General features: G+C 35.8%; 27 protein-coding genes. 25 read left to right on the plus strand and 2 right to left on the minus strand.

The genetic code is table 11. The features are described 5' to 3' along the window. Positions 1-65: 65 nt before the first annotated feature. The 24 genes from GM661_RS03160 to eno all read left to right on the plus strand — a co-directional run bounded on the left by GM661_RS03160 (position 66) and on the right by eno (position 24,485). Positions 66-851 carry a hypothetical protein gene (locus GM661_RS03160; RefSeq protein WP_125988137.1) on the plus strand — a complete coding sequence of 262 codons (786 nt, stop codon included), beginning with the start codon at positions 66-68 and terminating at the stop codon, positions 849-851. After that, positions 848-1,615 carry a PHP domain-containing protein gene (locus GM661_RS03165; protein ID WP_230868709.1) on the plus strand — a complete coding sequence of 256 codons (768 nt, stop codon included), beginning with the start codon at positions 848-850 and terminating at the stop codon, positions 1,613-1,615. Before GM661_RS03160 ends, GM661_RS03165 begins: the two co-directional genes overlap by 4 nt. A gap of 67 nt (positions 1,616-1,682) precedes the next feature. Next, positions 1,683-2,534 (plus strand): RNase adapter RapZ, encoded by an 852-nt coding sequence (gene rapZ / locus GM661_RS03170; protein ID WP_125988141.1) that lies wholly within the window; start codon positions 1,683-1,685, stop codon positions 2,532-2,534. 21 nt (positions 2,535-2,555) lie between these two features. Then, the gene (locus GM661_RS03175) at positions 2,556-3,815 is read left to right on the plus strand and encodes a gluconeogenesis factor YvcK family protein (RefSeq protein WP_230868710.1); all 1,260 of its coding nucleotides are present in this window, start codon (positions 2,556-2,558) and stop codon (positions 3,813-3,815) included. An 8-nt stretch (positions 3,816-3,823) separates the two neighbouring features. Further along, positions 3,824-4,753 carry a DNA-binding protein WhiA gene (gene whiA / locus GM661_RS03180; RefSeq protein ID WP_230868711.1) on the plus strand — a complete coding sequence of 310 codons (930 nt, stop codon included), beginning with the start codon at positions 3,824-3,826 and terminating at the stop codon, positions 4,751-4,753. Beyond that, positions 4,753-6,045 (plus strand): RNA polymerase factor sigma-54, encoded by a 1,293-nt coding sequence (gene rpoN / locus GM661_RS03185; RefSeq protein WP_230868712.1) that lies wholly within the window; start codon positions 4,753-4,755, stop codon positions 6,043-6,045. The genes whiA and rpoN overlap by 1 nt, the downstream gene beginning before the upstream one ends. 302 nt (positions 6,046-6,347) lie before the next feature. Next, positions 6,348-7,358 carry a LacI family DNA-binding transcriptional regulator gene (locus tag GM661_RS03190; RefSeq protein ID WP_230868713.1) on the plus strand — a complete coding sequence of 337 codons (1,011 nt, stop codon included), beginning with the start codon at positions 6,348-6,350 and terminating at the stop codon, positions 7,356-7,358. Between the two features lie 153 nt (positions 7,359-7,511). Continuing rightward, positions 7,512-7,973, plus strand: coding sequence for an RpiB/LacA/LacB family sugar-phosphate isomerase (locus tag GM661_RS03195; RefSeq protein ID WP_230868714.1), 462 nt, complete (start codon positions 7,512-7,514; stop codon positions 7,971-7,973). After that, the gene (hxlB, locus tag GM661_RS03200) at positions 7,974-8,537 is read left to right on the plus strand and encodes a 6-phospho-3-hexuloisomerase (RefSeq protein ID WP_230868715.1); all 564 of its coding nucleotides are present in this window, start codon (positions 7,974-7,976) and stop codon (positions 8,535-8,537) included. 14 nt (positions 8,538-8,551) lie between these two features. Next, positions 8,552-9,118: a 6-phospho-3-hexuloisomerase gene (gene hxlB, locus GM661_RS03205; RefSeq protein ID WP_230868716.1), complete on the plus strand. Its 567-nt coding sequence runs from the start codon at positions 8,552-8,554 to the stop codon at positions 9,116-9,118. 90 nt (positions 9,119-9,208) lie between these two features. Next, positions 9,209-10,264 carry an autoinducer 2 ABC transporter substrate-binding protein gene (locus tag GM661_RS03210; protein ID WP_230868717.1) on the plus strand — a complete coding sequence of 352 codons (1,056 nt, stop codon included), beginning with the start codon at positions 9,209-9,211 and terminating at the stop codon, positions 10,262-10,264. 116 nt (positions 10,265-10,380) lie between these two features. Continuing rightward, positions 10,381-11,862 carry a sugar ABC transporter ATP-binding protein gene (locus GM661_RS03215; protein ID WP_407929610.1) on the plus strand — a complete coding sequence of 494 codons (1,482 nt, stop codon included), beginning with the start codon at positions 10,381-10,383 and terminating at the stop codon, positions 11,860-11,862. A gap of 22 nt (positions 11,863-11,884) precedes the next feature. Continuing rightward, complete coding sequence (locus tag GM661_RS03220; RefSeq protein WP_230868719.1) at positions 11,885-12,934, plus strand: ABC transporter permease; 1,050 nt, start codon at positions 11,885-11,887, stop codon at positions 12,932-12,934. Continuing rightward, a complete protein-coding gene (locus GM661_RS03225; RefSeq protein ID WP_125988159.1) occupies positions 12,909-13,907 on the plus strand; it encodes an ABC transporter permease in 999 nt (332 codons plus the stop codon). Before GM661_RS03220 ends, GM661_RS03225 begins: the two co-directional genes overlap by 26 nt. 66 nt (positions 13,908-13,973) lie before the next feature. Then, positions 13,974-14,927, plus strand: coding sequence for a ribokinase (locus GM661_RS03230; protein ID WP_230868720.1), 954 nt, complete (start codon positions 13,974-13,976; stop codon positions 14,925-14,927). Further along, complete coding sequence (gene rpe, locus GM661_RS03235) at positions 14,924-15,595, plus strand: ribulose-phosphate 3-epimerase (protein ID WP_230868721.1); 672 nt, start codon at positions 14,924-14,926, stop codon at positions 15,593-15,595. Before GM661_RS03230 ends, rpe begins: the two co-directional genes overlap by 4 nt. A 28-nt stretch (positions 15,596-15,623) precedes the next feature. Beyond that, a complete protein-coding gene (gene hxlA, locus GM661_RS03240; RefSeq protein WP_230868722.1) occupies positions 15,624-16,256 on the plus strand; it encodes a 3-hexulose-6-phosphate synthase in 633 nt (210 codons plus the stop codon). Positions 16,257-16,269: 13 nt separating this feature from the next. Beyond that, positions 16,270-16,839 carry a 6-phospho-3-hexuloisomerase gene (hxlB, locus tag GM661_RS03245; protein ID WP_230868723.1) on the plus strand — a complete coding sequence of 190 codons (570 nt, stop codon included), beginning with the start codon at positions 16,270-16,272 and terminating at the stop codon, positions 16,837-16,839. A gap of 242 nt (positions 16,840-17,081) precedes the next feature. Further along, positions 17,082-18,113, plus strand: a complete 1,032-nt coding sequence (locus tag GM661_RS03250) for a sugar-binding transcriptional regulator (RefSeq protein WP_230868724.1) — start codon at positions 17,082-17,084, stop codon at positions 18,111-18,113. Positions 18,114-18,225: 112 nt separating this feature from the next. Continuing rightward, positions 18,226-19,239, plus strand: a complete 1,014-nt coding sequence (gap, locus tag GM661_RS03255) for a type I glyceraldehyde-3-phosphate dehydrogenase (protein ID WP_230868725.1) — start codon at positions 18,226-18,228, stop codon at positions 19,237-19,239. A gap of 389 nt (positions 19,240-19,628) precedes the next feature. Further along, positions 19,629-20,813: a phosphoglycerate kinase gene (locus GM661_RS03260; RefSeq protein WP_407929611.1), complete on the plus strand. Its 1,185-nt coding sequence runs from the start codon at positions 19,629-19,631 to the stop codon at positions 20,811-20,813. A gap of 14 nt (positions 20,814-20,827) precedes the next feature. Further along, a complete protein-coding gene (gene tpiA, locus GM661_RS03265) occupies positions 20,828-21,580 on the plus strand; it encodes a triose-phosphate isomerase (RefSeq protein ID WP_125988175.1) in 753 nt (250 codons plus the stop codon). Between the two features lie 27 nt (positions 21,581-21,607). Then, positions 21,608-23,149: a 2,3-bisphosphoglycerate-independent phosphoglycerate mutase gene (gene gpmI, locus GM661_RS03270; RefSeq protein WP_230868726.1), complete on the plus strand. Its 1,542-nt coding sequence runs from the start codon at positions 21,608-21,610 to the stop codon at positions 23,147-23,149. A gap of 49 nt (positions 23,150-23,198) precedes the next feature. After that, on the plus strand, positions 23,199-24,485 hold the full coding sequence (gene eno, locus GM661_RS03275) for a phosphopyruvate hydratase (RefSeq protein WP_230868727.1): 1,287 nt from the start codon (positions 23,199-23,201) through the stop codon (positions 24,483-24,485). Between the two features lie 92 nt (positions 24,486-24,577). On the opposite strand, the gene GM661_RS03280 is transcribed toward eno, so the two are convergent. Further along, the gene (locus GM661_RS03280; protein ID WP_230868728.1) at positions 24,578-24,841 is read right to left on the minus strand and encodes a hypothetical protein; all 264 of its coding nucleotides are present in this window, start codon (positions 24,839-24,841) and stop codon (positions 24,578-24,580) included. Positions 24,842-24,943: 102 nt separating this feature from the next. Continuing rightward, positions 24,944-25,405, minus strand: a complete 462-nt coding sequence (locus tag GM661_RS03285; protein WP_230868729.1) for a hypothetical protein — start codon at positions 25,403-25,405, stop codon at positions 24,944-24,946. 255 nt (positions 25,406-25,660) lie between these two features. On the opposite strand from GM661_RS03285, the gene GM661_RS03290 reads away from it, so the two are divergent. Then, positions 25,661-26,575: a 5'-nucleotidase C-terminal domain-containing protein gene (locus GM661_RS03290; RefSeq protein WP_230868730.1), complete on the plus strand. Its 915-nt coding sequence runs from the start codon at positions 25,661-25,663 to the stop codon at positions 26,573-26,575. Positions 26,576-26,585: the final 10 nt, after the last annotated feature.

A 26,585-nucleotide genomic window follows, 5' to 3' on the forward strand; every position in this document is an offset into this window, starting at 1 on the left:
AAAGAGCCTTAGTATAAAAATCCCTTTAGTGGTTAATAATTAGAAAAAACCACAGGGGGGATTTTATGGACATAAAAAGGGTTTTTTTAAGTCCTCTGGTCCTGGGGCCAGTTTTTGCATTTTTGATGGGCAATATTAGTCTGGGACTGATTACTGCCGGCATAACAATTTTAATCTGGGGTCAGCGAGAAGGCAGTAATTTTGTTGTTTTAACAACTGTTGGTCTGCTAATTTTAACGGCCAATATAAATATGGAGATAATATTTTTGTATTCGATTACTCTGGCTTTTATTATAGATGAAAATTGCAGGGAGAAACAGTTTTTTTTCCTGCTTGCCTGTTTGACTTCTCTGGGTGCTTTTCCAGTATGGATTTATATACTAGGTAAGTTGCCTGTTCATTTGTTAAATCAGTTTAATATTGCTGGAGGCTTTGTTTTGATATCTGCCTTGGTTCTGACCTATGTGAAGGGTCTAATCTTAATAAAAGATGCTTCTTCAGAGGAAATAGCCGCTCATTTTTTCTTGAGTTTTGTTGCTGTTCTTGAAGTGATAGGTGTTTACTGGGCGATACCATGCTGGGTGCTGGGGAATTATTTTCTAAATAAATATAATGTTAGTTTTCAGAATATGATAAAGAGTAGAACGAATTCTTATCTACTGAGTTTGTTTTTCATGTTTTTTATTATTTTCACAGCATATATTGTTTTACCGGTCAATAGTATTTTGCTGGCTATTTTAATTTTCCTTTCAGCTGTTTTACTTTATTGTAATACCCTACCTGTTTTCGAACTGCTTTATATGTCTGTTATTCTCGGCATTATCTTTGCTAAACTGGGGTGGTTAACATGAACAAGATTAAAGGTGATTATCATACACACTCAGAATATAGCCATGGTAAGGGTGATCTGGTGGCTAATATTGAGTCTGCTATTAATAAGGGTTTAACTGAGATAGGGATAACAGATCACGGCCCCCAGACATTTAATTTCGTTCGCCTGGGTGTGAAAGATGCAGAAGAATTAATTGAGATTAAAGAAAGGATAGAGGTGCTTAATAAACTCTATCCGGAGATCAGGATATTAGCAGGGACTGAGGCTAATATTATTAATGAAGAGGGTGATCTTGATGTCCCAGATTATATTCTGGAGGAATTGGATATTGTAGCGGCAGGACTGCATCTTCTTATTTTACCGCAAAGTATTGAAACCGCCTTAAGACTGGTTTTTGATAACCGTTTTATGTACCGTTTTTTCCCGGGAAAGAGAGCCAGGATAAGGGAGTGGAATACAAGGGCAGTAATTAATGCAGTTAAGAGACATCAGATAGATTTCATTACACACCCTGGCTATAAACTGGATATAGACACCTATAAACTGGCTCGTATCTGTGCACAGGAAGGGACATGTCTGGAGGTTAATGCCCGTCACGGTCGATTGACGGAGGGTTTTGTCAGGGCAGCAATGGAGACTGATGTTAGATTTGTGATTAACAGTGATGCTCACTTGCCAGCCAGTGTCGGGAAACTGGAACCTGCCTTGAAGATTGTTAAGGACTTAGGCATTTCTGATGATAGGATAATTAATTACCAGGGGTTTACTGGGAGGCATTCTTAAGCCGCAGTTTACTTTTTGAGTTTTCTGTTATAAAATAAAGTTAAAAGAAGTGAGAGGAGAAAATATAATGGAGTTTCTCATTATTACTGGTATGTCCGGGGCGGGGAAATCAGTTGCTCTTGATTTTTTTGAAGATATGGGTTATTTCTGTATTGATAATCTACCCCCTGCTTTTATTAATAAATTTGCGGAATTATGCCTCCACTCGGAACTCAAAAAGATTGCTGTGGTAATTGATATTCGCGGGAGGGAATTCTTTAATGCCCTTTTTGATGAGCTTGCTGTGATGGAAGAAAAGGGAGTTAATTTTGAAATATTATATCTTGAAGCCTCTGATGATAGTTTAATCAGGCGTTATAAGGAGACCAGGCGGAAACACCCCCTTGATGCTGAGGGTAGGGTGCTCGACGCTATTCATAAGGAAAGACAAATATTAGAAGAACTGCGTGGTAAAGCAAATAAGATCATAGATACTTCTCAAAAGACTAAAAAGGAATTTAATGAGGAATTGAAACTCCTTTATTCTTTTCACCGTATAGATAATGAAACAATGTCTGTCTCAATAATTTCTTTTGGCTATAAATATGGTATCCCTTTAGATGCTGATATGGTTTTTGATGTTAGATTTTTGCCCAACCCTCATTATGTAAATTCGTTAAGAGAGCATACAGGTGAAGAGGATATAGTTCAGGATTATATTCTTAAATGGCCTTTAACAGAGAAGTTTTATAAGAAATTCTTTGATTTTGTAGAATTTTTATTACCGGAATATAAAAAAGAGGGTAAAAGCCATCTGATGATAGCTATTGGTTGTACAGGGGGGAAACACCGTTCTGTAACAACTGCTATAAAATTAAAGGATAAGCTGTTGAAAAAAGGATATCGAGTAATTGTAGAGCATAAAGATGTTAATAAGTAGAGAATTGACAGGAGTGTTGTCATGAAATATAAATGGTTACATCCTGGATTTGGTTTAAAGAGATGGTTGATACTGTTTATTATAGGCTTGTTATCTATTAGTATTGGTATATCAGTCATTACTGGTTTCCGGGTCTTTGGATTTATTGATGAGATTATAAGTGATCTTGCTTTAACAGGGGTTAGAACTACTCTGGCAAGTATTATTACTGGCCTGCTTTTTATAGCAGCCGGTTTTCTGGCTGTGGTTCTTACCATCAGGGGTATTTTTAAAATAGTTTTTAAAAAGAACTATCAGAATGTTAAAGAACTTTATCAAGATAGAATACTTCAGCAGGGCCCGGAAATTGTTGCCCTGGGTGGGGGTACTGGTTTATCAAATCTCTTGAGGGGATTAAAAATATATACCAGTAATATTACAGCTATTGTAACTGTAGCAGATGACGGTGGTAGTTCTGGCAAATTAAGGGATGAGCTGGGCATGCTTCCTCCTGGGGATATACGCAACTGTCTGGTTGCCCTGGCTGATGCTGAACCATTAATGCAGAGTTTATTTCAGTACCGTTTCAGTGCTAAAGGACATCTGGCAGGCCATAATTTTGGAAATTTGTTTATTGCTTCATTAACTGAAGTCCTTGGTGATTTTGAGGAGGCGGTTAGAGAATCAAGCAGGGTTCTGGCAGTAAAGGGTAAGGTACTGCCGGCAACTAATGAAGATGTCCATCTAGGTGCAGTTTATACTGATAAGACTATCAAGATGGGTGAATCAGTGATACCAGAGGAAGGAAAAAGGATTGAGAGGGTTTTTCTTAAACCAGCCTCCTGCAGGGCAACGTCTGAGGTCCTGGAGGCTATTGCTGGGGCTGAAATAATAGTAATTGGTCCAGGTAGTCTTTATACCAGTGTGATTCCTAATTTGATGGTAAAAGGGATTGCAGAGGCTATTAGAGAGAGCTCTGCTGCTAAAATCTATATTTGTAATGTAATGACCCAGCCTGGTGAAACTACTGCTTACAGTGTTAGTGATCATATTGAAGCTATTATTCGTAATGCTGGAGAGGGTATTTTTGATTATGTTATTATAAATAAGGAGGAAGGTTCTGAGGATCTGGCCCGTAGATATGAAGAAGAAGGGGCTTTTCCAGTACTGGTTGATCAAAAGAAGCTTAAAAAATATAATCTTGAAATTATTGCCGCCAATCTCTTGAGTGAAGAGGGATATATTAGACATGATCCTGAGGAATTAGCCAGGGTTATCTTTTCTATTGCTAAAGGCAGGTGAAAAAACTTATGTCTTTTTCTGATGAGGTAAAACATGAGATAGCCAGGATTAAAAGCAGGGAACTACCAGAACTGGCAGCGTTAATTAGAATGGATGGTTCTATTCAGATTATAAATAAACAGTTGGCTTTGAAGGTAAAGATATATCATGGTGACCTGGCCCGTAAAGTCTATTCATTGATAAAAAGCAGATATGGACTTAAAATAGGTATAATGGTGAGGAAGGGTAGACACTTCTCCTATAAAAATAATACCTATCTGCTTAGACTCCCTCCTCAGGAGGGGCTTAAACATTTCCTTTATGAGCTGGGATTTATAGATGAAAACAATACTTTGATTTATAAGATTAAAGAGGAGTTTATAAATGACCTTGAGTGTCAGAAGGCATATCTTAGAGGAGCTTTCCTTGGTGGTGGTTCAGTCAATAAGCCTAATAGTGAATACCACCTTGAGTTCAGGTGTGAACATGAAAACTTTGCCGAGGAATTACTTGATCTGCTGGCCCGTCTAGATCTTAAAGGGTATTTAACAGAACACAATGGTAAGTATATTGTTTATTTTAAGAAGTCTGAGGATATTGCCACTATTTTAAATATTATAGGTGCCCATCAGGCCTTACTGAAGATGGAAAACCAGCGGGTTTTTAAAGCTGTTAAGAATAATGTCAATCGAAAAATAAACTTTGAGACCGCTAACCTGGATAAAACAGTAATAGCAGCTATGCTGCAATTAGAAGATATTGAATTAATTGAAAATACAAAGGGTCTATCATCCCTTTCTAAAGGACTGCAGGAAATAGCACTGCTGCGTAAGCAGTATCCATATGCCAGTTTGAAGGAATTGGGGGAACAGCTGGAACCTAGGTTAAGTAAATCAGGTGTTAATCACCGTATGCGGCGTATCAAGAAAGTAGCTAAAGAGATAAGGGGAGATGACTAATGGATCTGGGTTTCAATTTAAATCTGGAACAAAAACAAAAACTGGTGATGACACCTCAACTCCAGATGGCAATTGAAATTTTACAGTTTTCAAGTCAGGAGATGGAAGAGTATATTGAAGAGGAACTGGCTGAAAACCCTCTCCTGGATAGATTAGACAAACAGAATTATAGTAGTGGAATTGATTATTCTGTTAACAGTGATAAAGAGAATAATTATGAAAATTATGTTGCTTATAAACCTAACTTATTAGAGTATTTAGAAAGACAGCTATATCAGGTACTAGAGGAAAATGAACTTGAGCTTGGAAAATTTATTATTGGAAGCCTTGACGAACATGGTTTTTTAACATCTTCCTGTCGAAATATTGCTAAAAGGTTCAAATCCAGTGTAGACAAGGTGGAAAGTATACTTAGACGCATTCAATATTTAGATCCGGTTGGTATTGCAGCTAGTAATGTGAGAGAGGCCCTTTTAATCCAGCTGGATAGTTTAATGCTTGATACTGGTCTGGCTGAAGAAATTGTCAGGGATTATTTTGATTGTTTAGTAGAAAAAGAATATTCTTTTATAAGAAAAAAACTGGCAGCAAATGAGGAAAGGGTTATGGGGGCAATTAATCTTATTAAGACATTAAATCCCCATCCTGCTTCAGCCTATAATGCCTCTGATGAAGTGAAATACATTGTGCCGGATTTGATTGTTAAAGAGAATAAGGGGGAATATCTTGTTATTTCAAATGAAAAAAGTATCCCATCTTTAATGATTAATCCGTATTACCATAAGATGCTAAAAGAGAACAAAGGGACAGATGTTTATGAATATTTGTTGGGGAAATACCGTTCTGCCCTCTGGTTGATGAGGAGCATTGAACAGAGGAGATTTACCATTTATCGGATAGCAGAGGCTATTGTTAAGGAACAGCGAGATTTCCTGAATTTAGGTATTAAGTATTTAAAATCAATGACTATGCAGGAGGTTGCTGATATACTGGGGATGCATGAATCAACAGTCAGTAGGGCTACTACAGAGAAATACCTTCAAACCCCTCAGGGTTTATTTGAGTTAAAATTCTTTTTCAATAGTGGAGTTAATAACCTTTCTTCAGTAAGTATAAAAGCCTTGATAGCTGACTATATTGAAAATGAAAAACCAGAATCTCCTTTAAGTGATAGGGAGCTTACCGAATTATTAAAGGAAAACAGGGCTTTAGACCTATCAAGAAGAACGGTTGCCAAGTACAGGAAAGAAATGGGGATTCCCTCCTCAAATAAAAGGAGAAAACCAAAATGAACAACTATGGAAAGTTATGCTCGATTTTAATGAGATGATTTGTAGTGTTCTTATAATTACTATTATAACAAAGGTCAACCACGATATAAAGGTTGACCTTTGTTAAATAAGTTAGCATCATCTAGTAATTAGTCATTACCAATTGTGGTGAAATGAATACCTGTTTATTTTCAAACTCTAAAAAAGTCAAAAATATGAAAATTTATATTGACAATACCTCTAAAAAATGTTATTATGTGTTTGTGGAACCGCTTACATAGTGATTATCAAATTATTAAAGATTGTTATTAAAGGAGATTATAATGTATAATGTAACTATTTCAGATATAGCAAAGGATTCAGGAGTCTCAACGACAACAGTATCTAGAGTTTTAAATAATTCTGGATCAGTTAGTCCAGAAACAAGAGAAAGAGTATTGGAAGTAATAAAAAGAAGAGGCTATTCTCCCTCTGCAACTGCAAGAAGTCTTTCCAAAAGAGTATCATCAACTATAGGTGTGATTGTTCCAGAAGTTGATAACCCTTTTTTTGGAGAAGTATTAAGGGGTATTACAGAAGTAATTGATAAAAATGACTTAACTCTTATTTGTTGTAATTCAGATGATGATCCTAATAAAGATAAAAAAGCATTAGAAATGTTAAAAGAACATAGAGTTCGCGGGTTGGTTTATACTCCTGCAATTGATTATAGTAATAAGGAAGAGAAAAGAAGTCTTAAAAAGATGTTAAAAGATATTAATTCTCCAATAGTAATATTAGACAGGGAGATTGATTATTTGGATTTAGATGGTGTGTTTTTTGATGATTCTAAAGGCATGTATAATGCAACTAAAGCATTAATTGGAGCTGGACATACGAAGATTGGAATTATAAATGGTACATTAGATAGGGTTCTTGCCCGTAACCGTCAAGAAGGGTACTTAAAAGCTCTGAAAGATAGTGGGATTATACCTATAAAAAGATATATGTTTTATGGCGATTTTAGAATGACAACAGCCTATGAATTGTCTAAAGAACTACTTTCTATGAAAGATAGGCCGACAGCAGTCTTGACTTGTAATAATAGAACTAGTATGGGTTTTCTAAAGGCATTATATGAATTAGGGGAGTCTATACCAGAAAATATTTCCTGTATTGGATTAGATAGAATTGAAGCTCTAGATATTATGGGAATTAATTTTAACTATATTAAAAGAGATGCAAGGGAAATGGGTAGGCAAGCAATAGAACTTTTAATAAACCGGATGGCTTTTCCAGATAAAGAACCTATTAAAAGAATATTAGAAACACCTGTAATAATAAAAAAGATATAGATAGTAGATATAAGTTTCTGTTTTAAGTGTAATAAGATTATTTTTTTCTGAATAATGTTACCGATTACAATTATAATTTTCGATATAATTCCTGTTAAATCAAGGATAATAAGAAAAAAATGATATCGATTACTTTATTAAGGGGGGGAAAATATGGAACAACAATTAAGATTAGTGATGGGATGTGATTTGGCTGCTTATGATTTTAAATGTCAGATATTAAAATCTATGAGATTTAATGGTTATAATATTGAAGATGTAGGGTGTTATTCTTCAAAAGAAGGACTCTATGCACCAATTGCTAAGAAAGTAGCAGATTTGGTTGCTAGTAAAGAATTTGATTATGGCATTTTGATCTGTGGAACAGGTCAAGGTATGGCTATGGCAGCCAATAAGGTGGAGGGAATACGGGCTGCTTTATGTTATGATGTATTTCCAGCTGTATTGAGCAAAGAACATAATAATGCCAATATTTTATGTACAGGAGCATGGATGATGGATCTTCCAAAATTTCTACATATGGTAGAAGCATGGCTATTTGCCCAATATGCAGGTAATCATGATGAGGGGCTTGCGTTATTATCAGAATACGAGAAGGAAAGGCTTGATAACTAAATGATGAGTAATTTCAGGGAAATTTCAGATAGTACTCTTAATGAAATAGCAGAAGTATTTTCTAGGATGGAAGATAAAAGTGTTAGGGAATTGATAGAATTGATTAAGGAAACCTCTAGAATTTTTCTTCTGGGAGCAGGAAGGGAAGGATTATCAGTCCGAGCATTTACAATGAGGCTTATGCATTTAGGAAAAGAGGCACATTGGATATGGGATGACACAACCCCAGCAATAGGAAAAAGGGATTTATTAATATGTGCTTGTGGTTCAGCTAATGTAGGTCATGAAAATTATATTGCTAAAATGGCTAAGAAGAATGGTGCTAGACTTGCATTAATTACACCATCAAGTGAGGGTTATCTTATTTCCATTGCAGATAATATTATTAATGTACCCGCAGAAGCGTATAAGGCTGTAGGAAATTTTGTTTTTTCAGAACAGCTTATGGGTAATTTGTTTGAACAGACGCTATTTATTTTATTTGATGTATTAGTAATGATGTTAAGAGAAGAGATGGGTATTAGTAAAGAAGATATGGTTAGTCGTCACAGGAATGTAGAATAAAATTGAGGGAGTGAGTGATAATAATTATTTATCCTATATTAAAAGAAATAAATGAAGAACTGCATTCTGTTTTTAAAAAAATTAATGAAGATACTGTTGAGGAAGTATTATCTTATATATTGAAGGCTCCACAAATGTTTGTTGCAGGTGTAGGACGTTCGGGATATATGATGAGGGCATTTGCAATGCGTTTAATGCATGCTAAGCTTAATGTATTTGTAATTGGTGATACGGAAACCCCTGGCGCTAAAAAAGGTGATTTATTAATCTTAGGTAGTGGGTCTGGAGAAACTGAGAGTTTGAAAGCATATGCCAGTAAAGCAAAAAAACTAGGTCTGAATATTATTACTATTACAAGTTTTCCGGACTCTACTTTAGGTAAGATATCGAATGTTAGATTACATATTCCGGCTCCAACACCAAAATCTAAAAAAACAAGTAAACAGGTATCAATTCAACCAATGGCCAATTTATTTGAACAATCATTATTAATATTTTCAGATGCTTTGTCTATGAAAGTTATGGAGGCAAAAAACTTGAATTCCAATGAGATGTTTAGTCGACATGCAAACTTGGAATAGTTGTATAGTTTTAAGCCCTTAAGGGGTCATGGACAGTACAAAAGGCTGTCATGATATTAAATATATTTCTCTAAAGGAGGAAAAGGTATAATGAAAATGAAGAAACTATTTGTGTTAATGATGGTGTTTGCTATGGTTTTGAGTATTGGGGGAGGAGTACTGGCGGCTGATAGGGACTTATTTGATATATCAAATTATAAGTCAGATAAGGACAAATCAGAATGGACAATTGCTGTAGTTACCAAAGATAATACTGCACCCTGGTTTAAGAGAATGGAGATAGGTGTTAATGAATTTGGAGAAAAAATGAATATTAATGTTATTCAAAAAGGTCCTGCTAATGCAGATGCTGCTTCTCAAGTACAGGTCATTGATGATATGATCAATCAGGGGGTGGATGCTCTTTGTGTAGTACCTATTGATCCAGGTGCTATTGAAGCATCACTGAAAAATGCAATGTTTCAAGGGATTGTAGTAGTAACTCATGAAGCTTCTAATCAGGTAAATACATTGTTTGATGTAGAAGCCTTTACAGCGGATGATTTTGGGGCAGCACTTATGGATGCGCTAGCATCAGAAATGGGTGAAAAAGGGAAGTATGCTATGATGGTTGCTTATACCACCAGTACAACTCACATGGAATATGCTAATGCCCAAAAAACTCGTCAACTAGAGGCTTATCCAGAGATGCAATTGGTTAATGATGGAGCGGTTCCAAGTGCTTTATCTGAAGAGAGTGTAAACACAGCATATGAAAGAGCAAAAGAAATTATTAAAGCAAATCCAGACTTAAGAGGTTTTACAGGTGTTGCATCAACAGATTGCCCAGGAATAGCAATGGCAGTTGAAGAATTAGGACTTGCAGGTCGAGTTAAAATTGTAGGTGTAGGTACACCTAATGAATTTAGACCTTATATTAATGCTGGAACTATTTCAAAAATAAAATTATGGGATCCTAAGGATGCAGGATATGCTATGTGTTCAATTGCTGCAAAAATTCTTTCTGGAGAAGAAGTAGGTGTAGGCTCTGATTTAGGTGTGGAAGGTTATAGGAATGTATCACTTGTAAAAGGTGCCAATCGATGTATAATTGGTCAAGCAGACATAGAAATTGCTGCTGACAATATTGATAGATATGATTTCTAACAATAGAAATTATGTAGTTTAAATATAAATAAGGAAATATTGCATATCTTATATATGTTAGCAAATGGGATATTGCAATATTTCTTTATAAAAAAAGTATAAAGTTGGAGGCGTGTATGATGAAAAATATTCTTTCAGTAACAAATATAAAAAAATCATTTGGTGGAGTGCATGCCTTAAAGGGTGTAGATCTTCAAATAAAAAAAGGTGAAATACATTGTCTTGCTGGTGAGAATGGAAGTGGAAAATCAACAATTATTAAGATTATTTCAGGGTTTTATAAAGCTGATGATGGTGAAATAGAAATTGATGAAGAGTATTATCCTACCATAACACCTGCAGAAGCCATTAATGCTGGAGTACAGGTAATATACCAGGATTTCTCTATTTTCCCAAATTTGAGTGTTGTAGAGAATTTGGCTTTTAATCAAGTTTTGGCTAATAAAAAGAAAATAGTAAATCGTAGAGAATTTAGGAAGATTGCTAAAGAAGCAATTAAAAAAATAAATTTCAAAGTTGATTTAAATGCCCGTGTTGAAACTCTTCCTGTAGCAGATAAGCAATTGATTGCTATTTCCAGGGCATTACTTGATAATGCAAAATTAATTATTATGGATGAGCCAACTACAGCCTTAACTAAAAAAGAAATAAACCGCTTGTTTGAAATCATATTAGACTTAAAAAAGAATGGGGTCACTATTCTTTTTATTTCTCATAAATTAGATGAAGTATTTGAGATTTCTGATAGTGTTACTATTCTGAGGAATGGAGAAAATGTTATTTCCTGTCCTGTTACCGAGTTAACAGAAGAAAAGTTTACTTATTTTATGACAGGTCGACATTTTAATAATATTAATAAAAATGAAGAAAAAAATATTGGAGAAATAGTTCTTGAAGCTAAAAATCTTTCAGCACCTGGTTTTAATGATGTTAGTTTTCAATTGCATTCCGGGGAAATTCTAGGTATAACGGGTCAATTAGGTTCAGGACGTATAGAACTATCCTCTGTACTTTTTGGATTGTTAAAGTCTACAACAGGTAAAATTATTTTAAATAATAGAGAGGTAAATATATCTTCTGTTTCTGATGCAATAAATCTTGGTATTGCAATGGTGCCAGAAGATCGATTAACTGAAGGTTTATTTTTGCCGCAGTCAATTATGAAAAATATTACTGTTACAAGACTAGATGATTTAGCTGGTAGATTTGCTAGTTTGAATCATAATGAAATAAGTAGAGAGTCTTCGAGCTGGGTTGAAGAAATTGGGGTAGTAACTAATGACCATGAACTCCCAGTCCAAACGTTATCTGGTGGGAATCAGCAAAAGGTTGTTTTAGCACGCTGGCTTTCTAATAGTCCAAAGGTATTAATTCTGAATGGTCCTACAGTAGGTGTAGATATTGGTGCGAAATATGATATCCATAAGTTATTGCGCAGTCTAGCTAGTGAAGGTATGGCGATTATGGTAGTATCAGATGATATAAAAGAAGTTGTTAATACATGTGACCGTGCAATTATAATGCAAAAAGGAAGAGTGACAGCCGAGTTAGATGGAGAGGACTTAAACGTACAAGCACTTGCGGAAGCAGCAATTTAAATTATAGAGGAGTGTGAATGTAGTGAAACGATTAGATATAGGTATAAAAATACCAAAACAGGTTGAATTTTATGTCTTTATTATTATAATTGTTTTATCAGTTATAATACAGGCTAAATCAGGTTTGTTTTTTACAAATAATAATATTATGGATTTATTACGTTCAATGATTGTACCTTCTATATATGCAATATGTGCCTTGCTTTCATTTGTCAGTACAGGTGGGCCGGATGTTTCTTTTCCTTTAATTGCTGCCTTAAGCAGTCATTTGGCTACTACAATAACTATTAATATTGGTTATGATGGTTCGATTATTTGTGTTTTTCTTATTGCAGTTTTCTTTGGCTTATTAATGGGTGCTCTTAATGGGTGGATTATCGTTAAATATAAGTTTCCGACTTTAATTGTCACTCTGGGGACCTCGTCTATTTTTAGTGGTCTTTTATTGGGTGCTTTTGGGGCGGAGCGTATTGCGTTGCCGGGAGTTATGATGAGGTTTGCAAGGGCATCTTTATTGACTGTTAGAAATGCAGAAACTGGATTGAGTTCAAGTTTACCATTTACATTTTTAATTCTAGTATTTTTATATATTGTTATATATCTAGTATTAAATTTTACAATGGTCGGCAGAGGGGTTTACGCAGTTGGTGGTGATGAAATATCTGCTCAACGAGCAGGCTTTGCTGTGAATAAGATTATTTTTGGTGTGCTTGCTGTTAATGGAGCTGTTGCTGCAATAGCAGGAGTTTGTTATACAGTTATGTCAAGGCGATATTTACCTACAGAATTTGCAGGTACAGAAATGACTGTTATTGCTGCTGTGATACTTGGTGGAGTTCGTTTGACTGGCGGTGTTGGGACCTTAAGAGGTTGTATTTTAGGAACATTGCTTCTTACTATTGTATCAAATAGTTTAATTTTGATAGGAGTTTCTGTTTATTGGCAAAAGGTATTTGTTGGGGGTATTATTATTATAGGTACAGCAATTTCAGCTATACAAAGTAGAAGAGCAGCAAAATTGTCACAGGAGAGGGAGGCGGATAATTATGCAGTTAGAAAAGAAATTACTTAAAAAGATAGAGGGAAACACACAGAGATTATTTGTTACATTAATTTTCCTTTTATTAATTGCTAGTGTAACAAAACCTGATAACTTTTTAAAATTAGGCAATTTCCAATCAATATTAAAACAGATGACTGAATATGGGTTAATGTCTTTAGGTGTTGGTATATGTATGATTTCTGGAGGAATCGATCTTTCTACAGTATATATTGCTAATTTAAGTGGTATTACTGCAGGACTAATGATGCAAAAGCTAATTCCTGCTGCTACAGATTCTGGTCAGTTTGAATATATACTTTTGGCGATATTAGTATCTCTTTTATTGGGAGCAGTCTGTGGTTTATTTAATGGATTTCTTATATCTTATTTGCATATTCCAGCTATGTTAGCTACCCTTGGTTCATATTTATTATTTATGGGTATTGGTATTGTTGTATCTGGTGGAAGCACTGTTAGCGGTGTTCCTAAAATATATACTAAATTAGGTAATGGCTTAGTTTTTAATCTAATTCCCATCCCTTTTGCTATATTTCTTATTGTTGTTATAGTATTGACTTTCATAATGAGCAAAACAAAATTTGGTATTCGAGTTCATCTACTTGGTACTAACGAAAAAGCGGCTAAATTTGCAGGAATTAGAAATAAATTGATAATATTAAAGACATATATGATTTCAGGAATTATTTCTGCAATAGCGGGACTAATTAGTTTAGCAAGATTAAATTCGGCCAAGGCTAATTTTGGAAGCAGCTATACAATGCAGACGATACTAATTGTTGTACTTGGCGGCGTTAATCCAGATGGTGGATTTGGTAATATTCCTGGTATAGCAGTTGCTGTAATAATATTACAAATGCTGTCTTCGTATTTAAACATGTTTCCTAATATAAGTAATTACTATAGGGATCTTATCTGGGGGATTGCTCTTATTGCAGTATTAATTATAAACTTTACAATTAATAAACAAAAAAATAAAAGATGAATTAATTTGATTTCAGGATATTTAGATGTCAGTTATATATAACATAAAAATGGAGGAGAATTATTTATGAGCAAACCCAATATTTTGGTGGTTGGTAGTATAAATATGGATTTAATGATTTATGGAGTGCCTAAAATTCCTAAATATGGCGAAACAGTTTTTTGTGATAATTATTCCTATGTTCCAGGAGGGAAAGGAGCTAATCAGGCATTAGCAGTAGCACTACAAGGGGCAAATTCAACAATGGTTGGAAGAGTTGGAAATGATGAAAATGGCCATATAATTAAACGAGAGCTTGAAAATTCTGGTGTTAATACAGATTATATTATTGTGGATAAGAAAACACAGACTGGGCTTGATCCTATTCTTGTTAATAATACAGGGAAATATGTTTCATATGTAGTATTAGGAGGTAATAACTGTTTACAACCTGTAGATCTTGAAAATGCGTTAAAAGATAATGAATATGATATGCTTATTATGCAACTGGAAATGCCCCTGGAAATGGTGTATAAAACCTATGAGCTAGCAACTAAAAGGAAGATTCCTGTATTTCTTGATGCTGGTCCAGCTACGACTATTTCGTTTGAACGCTTAAAGGGAATATATATAATATCACCAAATGAAGCAGAAACCGAGGCTTTAACGGGCATTACTATTGATACAGAGAAACGGGCAAGGAAAGCTGCAAGATTGTTGTATGAAGAAATACAAGCGGTCTATGTTATTTTAAAGATGGGAAGTAGGGGTGTATTATTATATGATGGAAAGGAAGCCAAAATGATTCCTGCTTTTAAAATAAATGCTATTGATTCAACAGGAGCTGGAGATACATTTGGTGCAACCCTTGCTGTACAGTTGTGTAAAGGGGTAGAGATTAACAAGGCAATTGTTATTTCTCAAGCTGCAGCAGGAATTTGTGTATCACGAAAAGGTGCACAACCGTCAATTCCATCAGAAAAAGAGGTTAACGACTATTTACAAAAGCATAATCCTGATTTTGAAAGGAGTATATTATGAAAAGCAAAATATCTCCATCTATGATGTGTACGGATTTAATGAATGTTGAAGAAGAAATTAGTGTATTGGAAGAAGTGGGGGTGGATTATTTACATATTGATATTATGGATAATCATTTTGTACCTAATATTACTTTAAGTACTGATTTTATTAATGCAGTTAGAAATAAGACAAGTGTACCTCTCGATATTCATCTTATGATTAATAATCCAGAAAAGACTTTTCATCTTTATAAGGGCTGTAATAAACAAGATATTATTTGTATTCATTATGAAGCTACTAAGCATGTGCAAAGAACATTAGTAATGATTAAAAAATTAGGTGCTCGAGTTGGAATTGCTTTAAATCCTGGGACACCAATATGCATGATAGAAGATTTACTATCAGATATAGATATAGTGCTGGTTATGACTGTAAATCCAGGGTTTGCGGGTCAGAAAGTAATTCCATCTACACTAGATAAAATTGAGCGTCTGCGCAAATTGCTGGATCAAGCTGGTTATACTGATATAGAAATAGAGGTAGATGGAAATGTAAGTTTTGAAAATGCAAAAATAATGCGTGAAAAGGGTGCAAATATATTTGTGGGTGGAACATCTAGTATTTTTAATAAGGATGCATCTATTTCAGATAATTGTAAGCGGCTTAAAAAAATAGTTGGGTACTAAAGGGAGAAAATGAAGTGGAGGGATAGCTTTGAAATTACAGATTGCTTTAGATACAGTAAGTATGCAACAGGCAGTTAATATTATTAAAAAAGTACATAAATATATAGACATTGTAGAAGTTGGGACTCCCATGATTATTGATTTTGGCATGGAGGCAGTAAAAATAATTAAAAAAACATTTCCAGATATTTTAGTACTTGCAGATACCAAAATTATGGATGCAGGGGAATATGAGGCTAAAATGGTTTTTGAGGCAAAAGCAGATATAGTAACAGTTATGGGGATTACACATGTTGAAACAATTTTAGGTGTAGTTAAAGCAGCAAGTGAGGTAAATAAGATGGTCTTGGCAGATATGATGTGTGTGAAAAACCTGGAAGAAAGAGCAAAAAGGCTAGTTGAAATTGGTGTAGATTATATATGTGTCCATACTGCAGTAGATGTGCAGGCAACAGAAAATCCCTACGATGAATTGGCTAGAATTCAAAAAACAGTTGGTTCTAAACGTTGTGCTATTGCTGGAGGAATTACTATTGATTCTATAAACAAAGTAGTTGATTATAAACCAGAGATAGTTATAGTCGGCGGTGGAATTACAGGTCAAAAGAATAAGAAAGAAGTAGCAGCAACATTTAGACAAAAACTAGATATTTATGGATAGGGGAGGTCGGAGTATGGTCAATATAGATACATATTTAAAAAATTGTGATATTATATTGCGTGAATGTAATCTGGCTTTACATGGGGTTAACTCAAAAGCAGTACTACAGTATATAGATATGCTTTTGGAGGCTGATAAGGTATTTTTTGTTGGTGTAGGAAGAGTCCTTCTATCTTTAGAAGCTATTGCTAAAAGATATGCTCATTTAGGAATTAATATGTTTATTGTAGGGCAAATAACAGAACCGGCTATTACCGAAAAAGATATACTTGTAGTTGGTTCTGGGAGTGGTGAAACATTTTTTCCGGTAGGGATTGCTAGAAAAGCAAAAAATTATGGAGCAAAAATTGTTCATATTGGTAGTAATCCAAAAAGTAGTTTGAAGGAATTTACTGATCTATTTATTAGAATTCCTGTATATAGTAAAATTAATAGAGCAGATGAGGTTTCATCAAATCAACCGATGACTTCACTTTTTGAGCAGTCACTTCTTTTATTTGGAGATGTAACGGCTATGATGATTATTGAAGAGAAGGAGATAGAACTGGATAAGCTCTGGAATTATCATGCTAATTTAGAATAAAAAATAGTTTTTAGAAAAATGACAGTTTTTAATAATAATATACTTAAAAAGAAGAAGGATGGCAAGAATAGGTAGAAAAAAACATAAAATACTTATAATTAAAAAAAGGAGTTTTAATTATAATCTAGAATATATAGTATTGAATAGAAGAGGATATAAAGTAATAGTTATATTTTTTGTGATTATTGGGACACTTTTGTTCCATTGGGACAATACCGTTCCCGCCAGGGAGTGTTATTAATATGCAGTATTTGTTTAGAGTCCAGGAAAAAATAGTGCCCGAATTAATATCTGTTGCTGAAGACCGGTATACTATATTAAGAAATATATATTATAAGCAGCCTATTGGCAGACGGTCACTGGCAGAGAAGAGTCTAATGAGTGAAAGAGCTGTCAGGAAACAGCTTGAATTTCTCCAGCGCAAGGGTTTAATTAGTGTTTCCAGGGCTGGGGCAGTTATTACAGAGCGGGGCACAGATTTTCTGAAGGAACTGGATAAGTATATTAAGGAAGTAAAGGGTATTAAAATATTAGAGGAGAATTTAAAGGACTGTCTCGGATTGAAAGAAGTGCTTATTGTACCTGGTAATCTAGAGCATTCGACTATTAAACAGGAGATAGGCCGATTCACAGCACAGCTGGTTAAGAATATGCTTAAAGATGGTGATATACTGGTTGTGACAGGTGGGTCTACCTTGGCTCAGGTTGCCCGTTCAATGAGATTTAATGATAAATCCATGAATGTTAAGGTGGTTCCCGGCAGGGGCGGTCTGGGGGAAGAGGTTGAAATCCAGGCCAATACTATTGCCTCTACTATTGCCAAAAAAATTGGTGGTAGTTATAAGCTCCTGCATATACCTGATAGTATTAAAGAGGAAAATGTTGATAGGATCCTGGCTGAGCCGTCTATTCAACGTATTTTGGAGATTCTTAAAAAAGCCAATATTCTCTTACATGGTGTTGGGAGTGCAGAAGAGATGGCCTGTCGCCGTGATATGTCTCCCGGGCAGGTCAAGGAGTTATTATCGAATGGGGCTGTTGGTGAGGCCCTGGGGTATTATTTTAATGAAAAGGGAGAAATTGTTTATATAACTACGAGTGTTGGTCTTCATCTTGAAGATTTACAGCAGATAGATAAAGTTATTGTTGTTGCTGGTGATCCGGCTAAAGCCAGGGCCATAATTTCAGTTGTGTCACCCAAATTCCATGATTTATTAATAACTGATGAATTAACTGCTAAAGAGATTTTAAAATTAAAGGGAGGTGATGTGTAGGCAAATAATATACATAATCAGGGTAATACTAATTCCTATAAATATCAATTTCAGGGCAGAATATGCCCACAGGGTATTACAAAATTTAATTTAAACAGGAGGAAGATAATTTATGACTGTAAAAATTGCAATTAATGGTTTTGGTGCTATTGGACGTAGGGCATTCAGGGGATATTATCAAAACCCTGATGTAGAATTTGTGGCTTTTAATGATTTGACAGACCCGGAGGTACTGGCATATTTATTAAAATATGACTCTAACTTTGGTGTTTTTGAGGCTAATGTTGATTTTACAGATGATAGTGTAATTGTAGATGGTAAAGAGATTAAAGTATATGCTGAAAAAGACCCAGCAGATCTACCATGGGGTGACCTTGATGTTGATATAGTGATTGAATCAACAGGGTTTTTTACTAATGCTGACGATGCTAAAAAACATTTAGATGCTGGTGCGAAAAAGGTAATAATCTCTGCCCCTGCCACTAATGAAGATATCACAATAGTAATGGGTGTAAATGAGGGAGAATATAATCCTGCAGAACATGATGTAATATCTATGGCTTCCTGTACCACAAACTGTTTAGCCCCGGTTGCTAAGGTATTAAATGAAAAGTTTGGTATAGAAAAGGGTTTAATGACTACTATTCACTCCTATACAGGGGCACAGCGTATTCTGGATGCACCTGGTCCTATGAAAAAGATTACCCGGGCTAGAGCAGCTGCTATCAATATGGTTCCAACAACTACTGGAGCAGCTAAGGCTGTTGCCCTGGTACTGCCTGAATTAGAAGGAAAGTTCCATGGTATGGCTGTCAGGGTTCCTACCTCAACAGGTTCTTTAGTAGACTTAACTGTTAATGTTGAGAAAGACGCTACTGAAGAGGAAGTTAATGCAGCCATGAAAGCCGCTGCTGAAGGACCTATGAGTGGAGTATTACAATATAATGAAGACCCTATTGTTTCCATGGATATTAGAAGGAATGCTCACACCTCAATCTTTGATGCTAATTATACCAGTGTATTGGATGGTAATATGATTAAGGTATTATCCTGGTATGACAATGAGTGGGGCTATTCCCAGAAAATTGTAGAGACAGCTATCTATATTGCCAGTAAAGGGCTGTAATATAAATTAGGGGGTCACCGGTAACTAATTGTTGCCGGTGCTCTTCATGTCTGTTGTGAAAATTGTTGATGATGGATGATTTTGAAGGCCGACCAATATATTTACTTCCCTTGTCACGCGCTGCGGTGTCCTACCTCCGCTTACTGTCGAGAAATTTTCCTTCGGCTCACTGACTCTTCTTTTTATTACGCATGGTCGAGTCAGTATCAGGCCATCGAGGCCAAGCTCCTGCCTACGGATAATTTCTAGAGTCGTCCAGTAAATATATTGGTCTGGTTTATGATAAGTAGTTAAAACACTAATGATTGTTGACTAAGTCTTGGTGGTTGTTAGCAATTTATTCTGGGATTTACATAATGAATAATTAATTTCATATGGAGGTGTTAATAATGAAAAAGACTCTTAAAGATGTTAATTTCAAAGGTAAGAAGACACTTGTCAGGGTGGATTTTAATGTACCACTTGAAGATGGTAAGATAACTGATGATACAAGGATAGAGGCTGCTTTACCTACTATTAAGTATTTGATCGAGGAGGGTGCCCGTGTTATCTTAATGTCCCATCTTGGGCGTCCGAAGGGTAAGGCTGTTGATTCTCTCCGGCTGGATCCTGTTGCTAAAAGACTTGCTGATATTTTAGGCCAGGAAGTTAGTAAAGTGGATGATTGTGTAGGTGATGAGGTTAAAAAAGCAGTGGAGACTCTGCAGGATGGTGATGTCCTTCTGCTGGAGAACACCCGCTTTCATGCTGAAGAGAAAGCCAATGACCCTGAATTTGCTAAAGAACTGGCCAGTTTTGCTGATATATTTGTAAGTGATGCCTTTGGTGCGGCACACAGGGCACATGCCTCAACAGTTGGTGTAACAGAATATATTCCATCAGTAGCGGGTTTTCTAATGCAGAGGGAGTTAAATGCTCTGGATGATGTTATGCAAAATCCGGAGAGTCCTTTTGTGGCCATTATGGGTGGTGCTAAGGTATCTGACAAGATTGGTGTTATACGAAATCTAATGAAAAAGGTTGATTATTTACTGGTTGGTGGGGGTATTGCTAATACTTTCCTTAGGGCCAGTGGTTATGAAACTGGTAAATCCCTGGTTGAAGAGGATAAACTTGATTTAGCTAAAGACCTACTTAAAGAAACAGAAGAGAAAAGTGTTGAGATTGTTTTACCTATAGATGTTATAGTGGCCGATAAATTTGACAAAAATGCTGATAGTAAGGTTGTAGCTGTGGATGAGATTCCTGCAGACTGGCAGTCACTGGATAGTGGTGGACCAGAGACTATTGCTAAATATACTGAGATTATTAAGAATTCCAGGACGGTTATCTGGAATGGTCCTCTGGGTGTTTTTGAGTTTGATAAGTTTGCTAAAGGTACCAATGCTATTGCCCAAGCACTGGCAGATTCTAACGCTAAAACAATTATTGGGGGAGGAGATTCCGCTGCAGCCATCAAAAAGGCAGGCCTGGAAGATAAGATGACCCATATCTCAACAGGTGGTGGGGCTTCCCTGATGTTCTTTGAAGGTAAGCCCTTACCTGGTGTTGAAGCCCTTGATGATGTAGAATAATGAGGAGGAATATAATGCGCAAACCTTTTATTGCTGGAAACTGGAAAATGAATAAAACAGCAAGTGAAGCAGTAGAGTTGGTTGTTGAACTCAAAGATAAGGTAGCTGGCATCTCTGATGTTGAGATTGCTGTCTGCACACCTGCTGTAGATTTGGTAAGTGTTCAGGGGGTTATTAAAGATAGTAATATTGCACTTGGTGCCCAAAATATGTACTGGGAAGAGAGTGGTGCTTTTACAGGTGAGATATCAGGCCCGATGTTAACTGAGCTAGGGGTTAGTTATGTAATAATTGGCCACTCTGAACGCAGGGAGTATTTTGGGGAAACTGATGAAGATGTTAACCGTAAGGCTAAGGCTGCCTTTAAATATGGTTTAAAACCGATTATTTGTGTTGGTGAAACCCTGGAAGAGAGAGAGGCCGGGAAGACTGAAGATAAAGTAAGTGGTCAGATTAAGGCTGACCTGGCTGGTTTAAGTAATGAACAGGTAGCGGAATTGGTAATAGCCTATGAACCAATCTGGGCTATTGGGACCGGCAAGACAGCTACTTCCGAAGAGGCTAATAGTGTTATTAAATATATTAGAGACCTTGTTCGTGAAGGGTTTGGAGATACTGCTGATAAGGTTAGGATCCAATATGGTGGTAGTGTTAAACCCCATAATGTTGAAGAATTAATGGCACAGAAAGAGATAGATGGCGCACTTGTTGGTGGAGCCAGTCTTGATGCTGAATCCTTTACCAGTATTGTTAAAGGAGCACTATAAGAAGACTATAAGAAAGGGGTGAGCAAAATGGCTCGTCCAAAACCACTGGCTCTGTTCATCTTAGATGGATTTGGCTTAAGAGATAATGAAGAAGGAAATGCAGTTAAGGGTGCCAGGACACCGAATTTTGATAAAATAATGCAGGAAAATCCGATGACAACTATGAGGGCTTCAGGTGAAGCAGTTGGTCTACCTGAAGGTCAGATGGGTAATTCAGAAGTAGGTCACCTCAATCTGGGTGCAGGCAGAATTGTCTATCAGGACTATACCCGCATTAATAAAGCAATAGATGATGGTTCTATTTTGACTAATGAGGTATTAGATATTGTCCTGGGGCAGGTTAAGGCTGATAATAAAGCCTTACACCTGATGGGTCTGCTCTCCGATGGTGGTGTCCACAGTCATAATAGACACCTTTATGGACTGTTAGAGATGGCTAAAGAGAAGGGCCTGAATAAGGTGTTTATTCATGCTTTTATGGATGGTCGGGATACACCTCCTAAAAGTGGTAAGACCTATCTTGAGGAACTGGAAGAGAAGATAAAGGAAATAGGTGTAGGCAGAATTGCTACAGTTAGTGGGCGTTACTATGCTATGGATAGGGATAACCGTTGGGAAAGAATTAAAAAGGCCTATGATGCCATGGTCCTGGGGGAAGGTAATCACGCAGAAAAGGCTGTTACTGCTATGGAAGAATCATATAAAGATGGTGTTAATGATGAATTTGTTATACCAGTAGTTATTGAAGATGATGATCAGATTACTGCTACTATTCAGGAAGGTGATGCTGTCATATTTTTCAACTTCCGGGCTGATCGAGCTAGACAGATTACCCGGGCTCTGGCCCTGAAAGATTTTGAAGGCTTTAGCAGGCCAGCTGAACACCCTGCTGATATTAATTTTATCTGTATGACCGAATATGATGAGGAGTTTGATCTCCCGATTGCTTTTCCGCCAATTAGTATAAAAAACGGGTTTGGGGAGATATTAAGCAAGAATGGTATTAAACAGTTAAGGATAGCAGAGACAGAAAAGTATGCCCATGTTACCTTCTTTTTTAATGGTGGTATTGAGAAGAAATATCCTGGTGAAGACAGAGAATTGATCCCTTCACCAAAGGTGGCTACCTATGACCTCCAGCCGGAGATGAGTGCCTATGAGGTTACTGAGAGACTTCTGGCCAAGATTGCAGAAGATAAGTATGAGGTGATTATCCTTAATTTCGCTAATTGTGATATGGTTGGTCATACCGGTATTTTTGAGGCTGGTGTTAAGGCAGTAGAGGTGGTTGATGAATGTCTGGGCAAACTGGTTCCAGCTATCACTGATCAGGGTGGACAGATATTATTAACAGCTGATCATGGTAATAGTGAAAAGATGGTTGATGATGATGGAGAACCATTTACTGCACATACCACTAGTCCTGTTCCATTGGTATACATAAATGCCCCTGGTGGGGTTAGCTTAAAGCCAGGTAAACTGGCTGATATTGCACCAACAATGTTGACTATCCTGGGGATTGACCTTCCAGCAGAGATGACTGGTGAGGTTTTATTGAACAGAGAGTAAATTATAATGAATTTTATATATTGAAAACTATAATATGGAGGGATAGAAGATGGTTGATACTACAATTATTGATGTTTTTGCAAGAGAGATAATGGACTCAAGGGGTAACCCAACTGTAGAGGTTGAAGTTATTCTTGGTGATGGTTCTATGGGCAGAGCAGCTGTTCCATCTGGAGCTTCAACTGGTGCCTATGAGGCAGTAGAGCTGAGAGATGGTGGAGACCGCTATATGGGCAAGGGTGTCCTACAGGCTGTTGAAAATGTGAATGAAGTTATTGCTGAGGAACTTATTGGTTATGATGCTACAGACCAGGTGGCTATTGATAAGATGATGATTGAGCTTGATGGTACAAAAAACAAAGGCAAATTAGGGGCTAATGCGATACTTGGTGTATCACTGGCAGTTGCTAAAGCAGCAGCCGCTGCTTTAGATAGTTATCTGTTTAAATACCTGGGTGGGGTAAATGCCAAAACCTTACCAGTTCCCATGATGAATATTTTAAATGGTGGGGAACATGCTGATAATAATGTAGATATTCAGGAATTTATGATTATGCCTGTTGGGGCTACCAGTTTTGCTGAGGCTCTGAGGATGTGTGCTGAGGTTTATCATAATCTTAAAAAGGTACTTCAGGAGAGAGATTTAAGTACAGGTGTTGGTGATGAAGGTGGATTTGCACCTGACCTGGCTTCTAATGAAGAGGCAATTCAGGTTATTATAGATGCAGTTAAAAAGGCAGGCTATGAACCAGGTGATGATATTATGCTGGCTCTTGATGTTGCTTCTACTGAGCTTTACAAAGACGGCAAATATATCCTTGAGGGTGAAGGCCGTGAAATGACTGCTGATGACATGGTTAATTTCTATGAAGAAATTGTGGATAAATATCCAATTATTTCAATAGAAGATGGTCTGGCAGAAGATGACTGGGACGGCTGGAAGACAATGACCGATAAACTCGGTGATAAGGTACAGCTGGTTGGTGATGATTTCTTTGTAACTAATACTGAAAGACTGGCCAGGGGTATTGAGGAAGGTAGTTCTAACTCTATCCTTATCAAAGTAAATCAGATTGGTTCTTTAACTGAAACAATAGAGGCTATTGAAATGGCCAAACAGGCTGGTTATACAGCAGTTGTTTCACACCGTTCTGGTGAAACAGAGGATGTTACTATAGCCGACCTGGTTGTAGCTATGAATGCTGGACAGATTAAGACCGGTGCCCCTGCAAGGTCTGAAAGGGTTGCTAAATATAATCAATTGTTACGCATTGAAGAGGCCCTTGGTGAAGCCGCTCAGTATGCAGGTAAGGATGCTTTCTACAACCTGAAATAAAACATTGTATTTAATTTGATGAAGAAAGTAATATCCCTTAGGTGTAGGTAGTAACACCTAAGGGATATTTGTGCTTGTTGATGAGACAAGTCTTAGTTGTCAATTGTTTGAGGAGTGTCTATCTCTTTATTTATACTGGGTTTTGTTTCAAGTTCTGATTGTATATCCTGTTCTTCAATAGAGAGAGACGACTTGTTATTTTTTTCAGAGATTTCAGCTGAACTTTGATTTTCCAGGGAGGTTGAAGAATTATCATTAATTTGCTCTGTTTGATTGGCACTACAACCGGCTATGATCATAGTTGTTATTAATAGTACAAATAAGATTAGTTTTTGTTTGTTGTTTTTTGCTAACAAAATATTACCTCCTTTTTAATTTGAAAATGACTTTGCTACCTTGGATATATAGTCAGTAAATGGGGATAAAATATAATAGGTTTTATTAAGGGTTAAAATACTTTAATTTGATTCTGATTTTGTTAAATATTCTTCTAAGTACCCGGTTACATCTTGAATATTCGGTAATTCTTCTAGATTTAAATCTAGATTGCCACTGACAATTGTATTATCTATTACTAGTGAATCTAAACCTAGATTGCTGGTAAACTGTTCTAAATCATCCTGGATTTTATCTATTAATTGAATAATATATTTTTGCTTTAATTCTTCAACTTCTTCTATTTCACTGTCGTTTTCCGCAGTTAATTCTGCAAGTTCTTCCTGGTAATCTATGTAGAGCTCCTCAAGCTCAGGGTGTAAGCTTAAAATTGATTCTAATGTAACCATTCCTACTTTATATTCATTTTCTTGTAAATTAGTACTTTCTTCATTATTTATCTCTGCTGCTTGAATACAATTTGCCCCCACCGCTATTAATACTAGTGCCATTAAAACAATTAATATTTTTTTTCCTTTAATCATTATCTTTCATCCTTTCTAATTTTTAATTAATTTTGCAACTATTTTACTAAAAACATAAACCTGCCCTCAATTATTTCTTGTTTTAAATGTCTCACCTCCTTACATATACTAAGATATCATCCATTTTTGATGAAATTGTGATTAGGAAGTGAAAAAATTATTAATAAAATTAGCTGTAATAATAGAATTGACTTTCAAAATTATATTAGATAATATAATAGTTAAGATTAATTTCTATATTGGGAGGTTTTGTTCTTGAAACAGTCAATTGTTATTGTAGTATTTTTTACTTTGCTTTTTTCATTAACTGTTTTAGCAACAGAGAAAAGTTCAGAAAACGGCGGAGATATTGATTCAATAAACATTGAAGATGATCAGGAAATTATTAATTTAAAAAAGGAGATTGAAGAAAAGAATAAGGAAGATTACTCTAAGGTAGTAAGTAGTACTATTTATTTTTTGAATGGGGAAAAGACTGATGTCAGGACCTCTGAAACTAATTTAGGAAACTTAATTGCTGATGCGATACTAGCTAATATAGAGGCTGATTTAGCATTTATTAATAGCAAGGGAATTAATGCCTCAATAGATAGGGGTTTAATAACCAAAGGTGATGTCCTTAATGTTTTGCCTTCCAAAGATAGAGTTGTGGTAAAAAAAATAAAAGGTGCTGATTTATTAAAAATAATTGAATATAGTTTATCAAAATATCCAGATGCTGAAGGTGTTTTTCCCCAGGTAAGTGGGATAAAGATAATTTTCACTCAAGATAATACTAGTCAAAATAGGGTTTTAAAGGTTTGGATAAATGACTTGCTACTAGAAGAAGAAAAGTATTATTTAGTTGCTACCAATGATTTCCTGGCAGCTGGTGGTGATGGTTTTGAAACATTTAAAAAGGCTAAGACTATTCAAGAAGGAGAGAGGCTGGATCAGATTTTTATTAAATATATTAGAGAAAAAGAGATTATCAAAAGTAAGGTAACTGGACGAATTATTCCGGTCAGTACATATAAGAATTATTTTGTTTATGAAGTTAAAAAAGGAGATTCTTTATGGAAGATTGCTAGCAAGTTTAAGGTTAGTATTGATGAAATAGCTGAAGTAAATAGTATAAAAAACAAAAGATTAATTTACAGTGGGCAGAACTTATTAATCCCTAATAATTAATAGAGGGGCA

Source organism: Iocasia fonsfrigidae (assembly GCF_017751145.1).
Taxonomy (GTDB): Bacteria; Bacillota; Halanaerobiia; order Halanaerobiales; family DTU029; genus Iocasia; species Iocasia fonsfrigidae.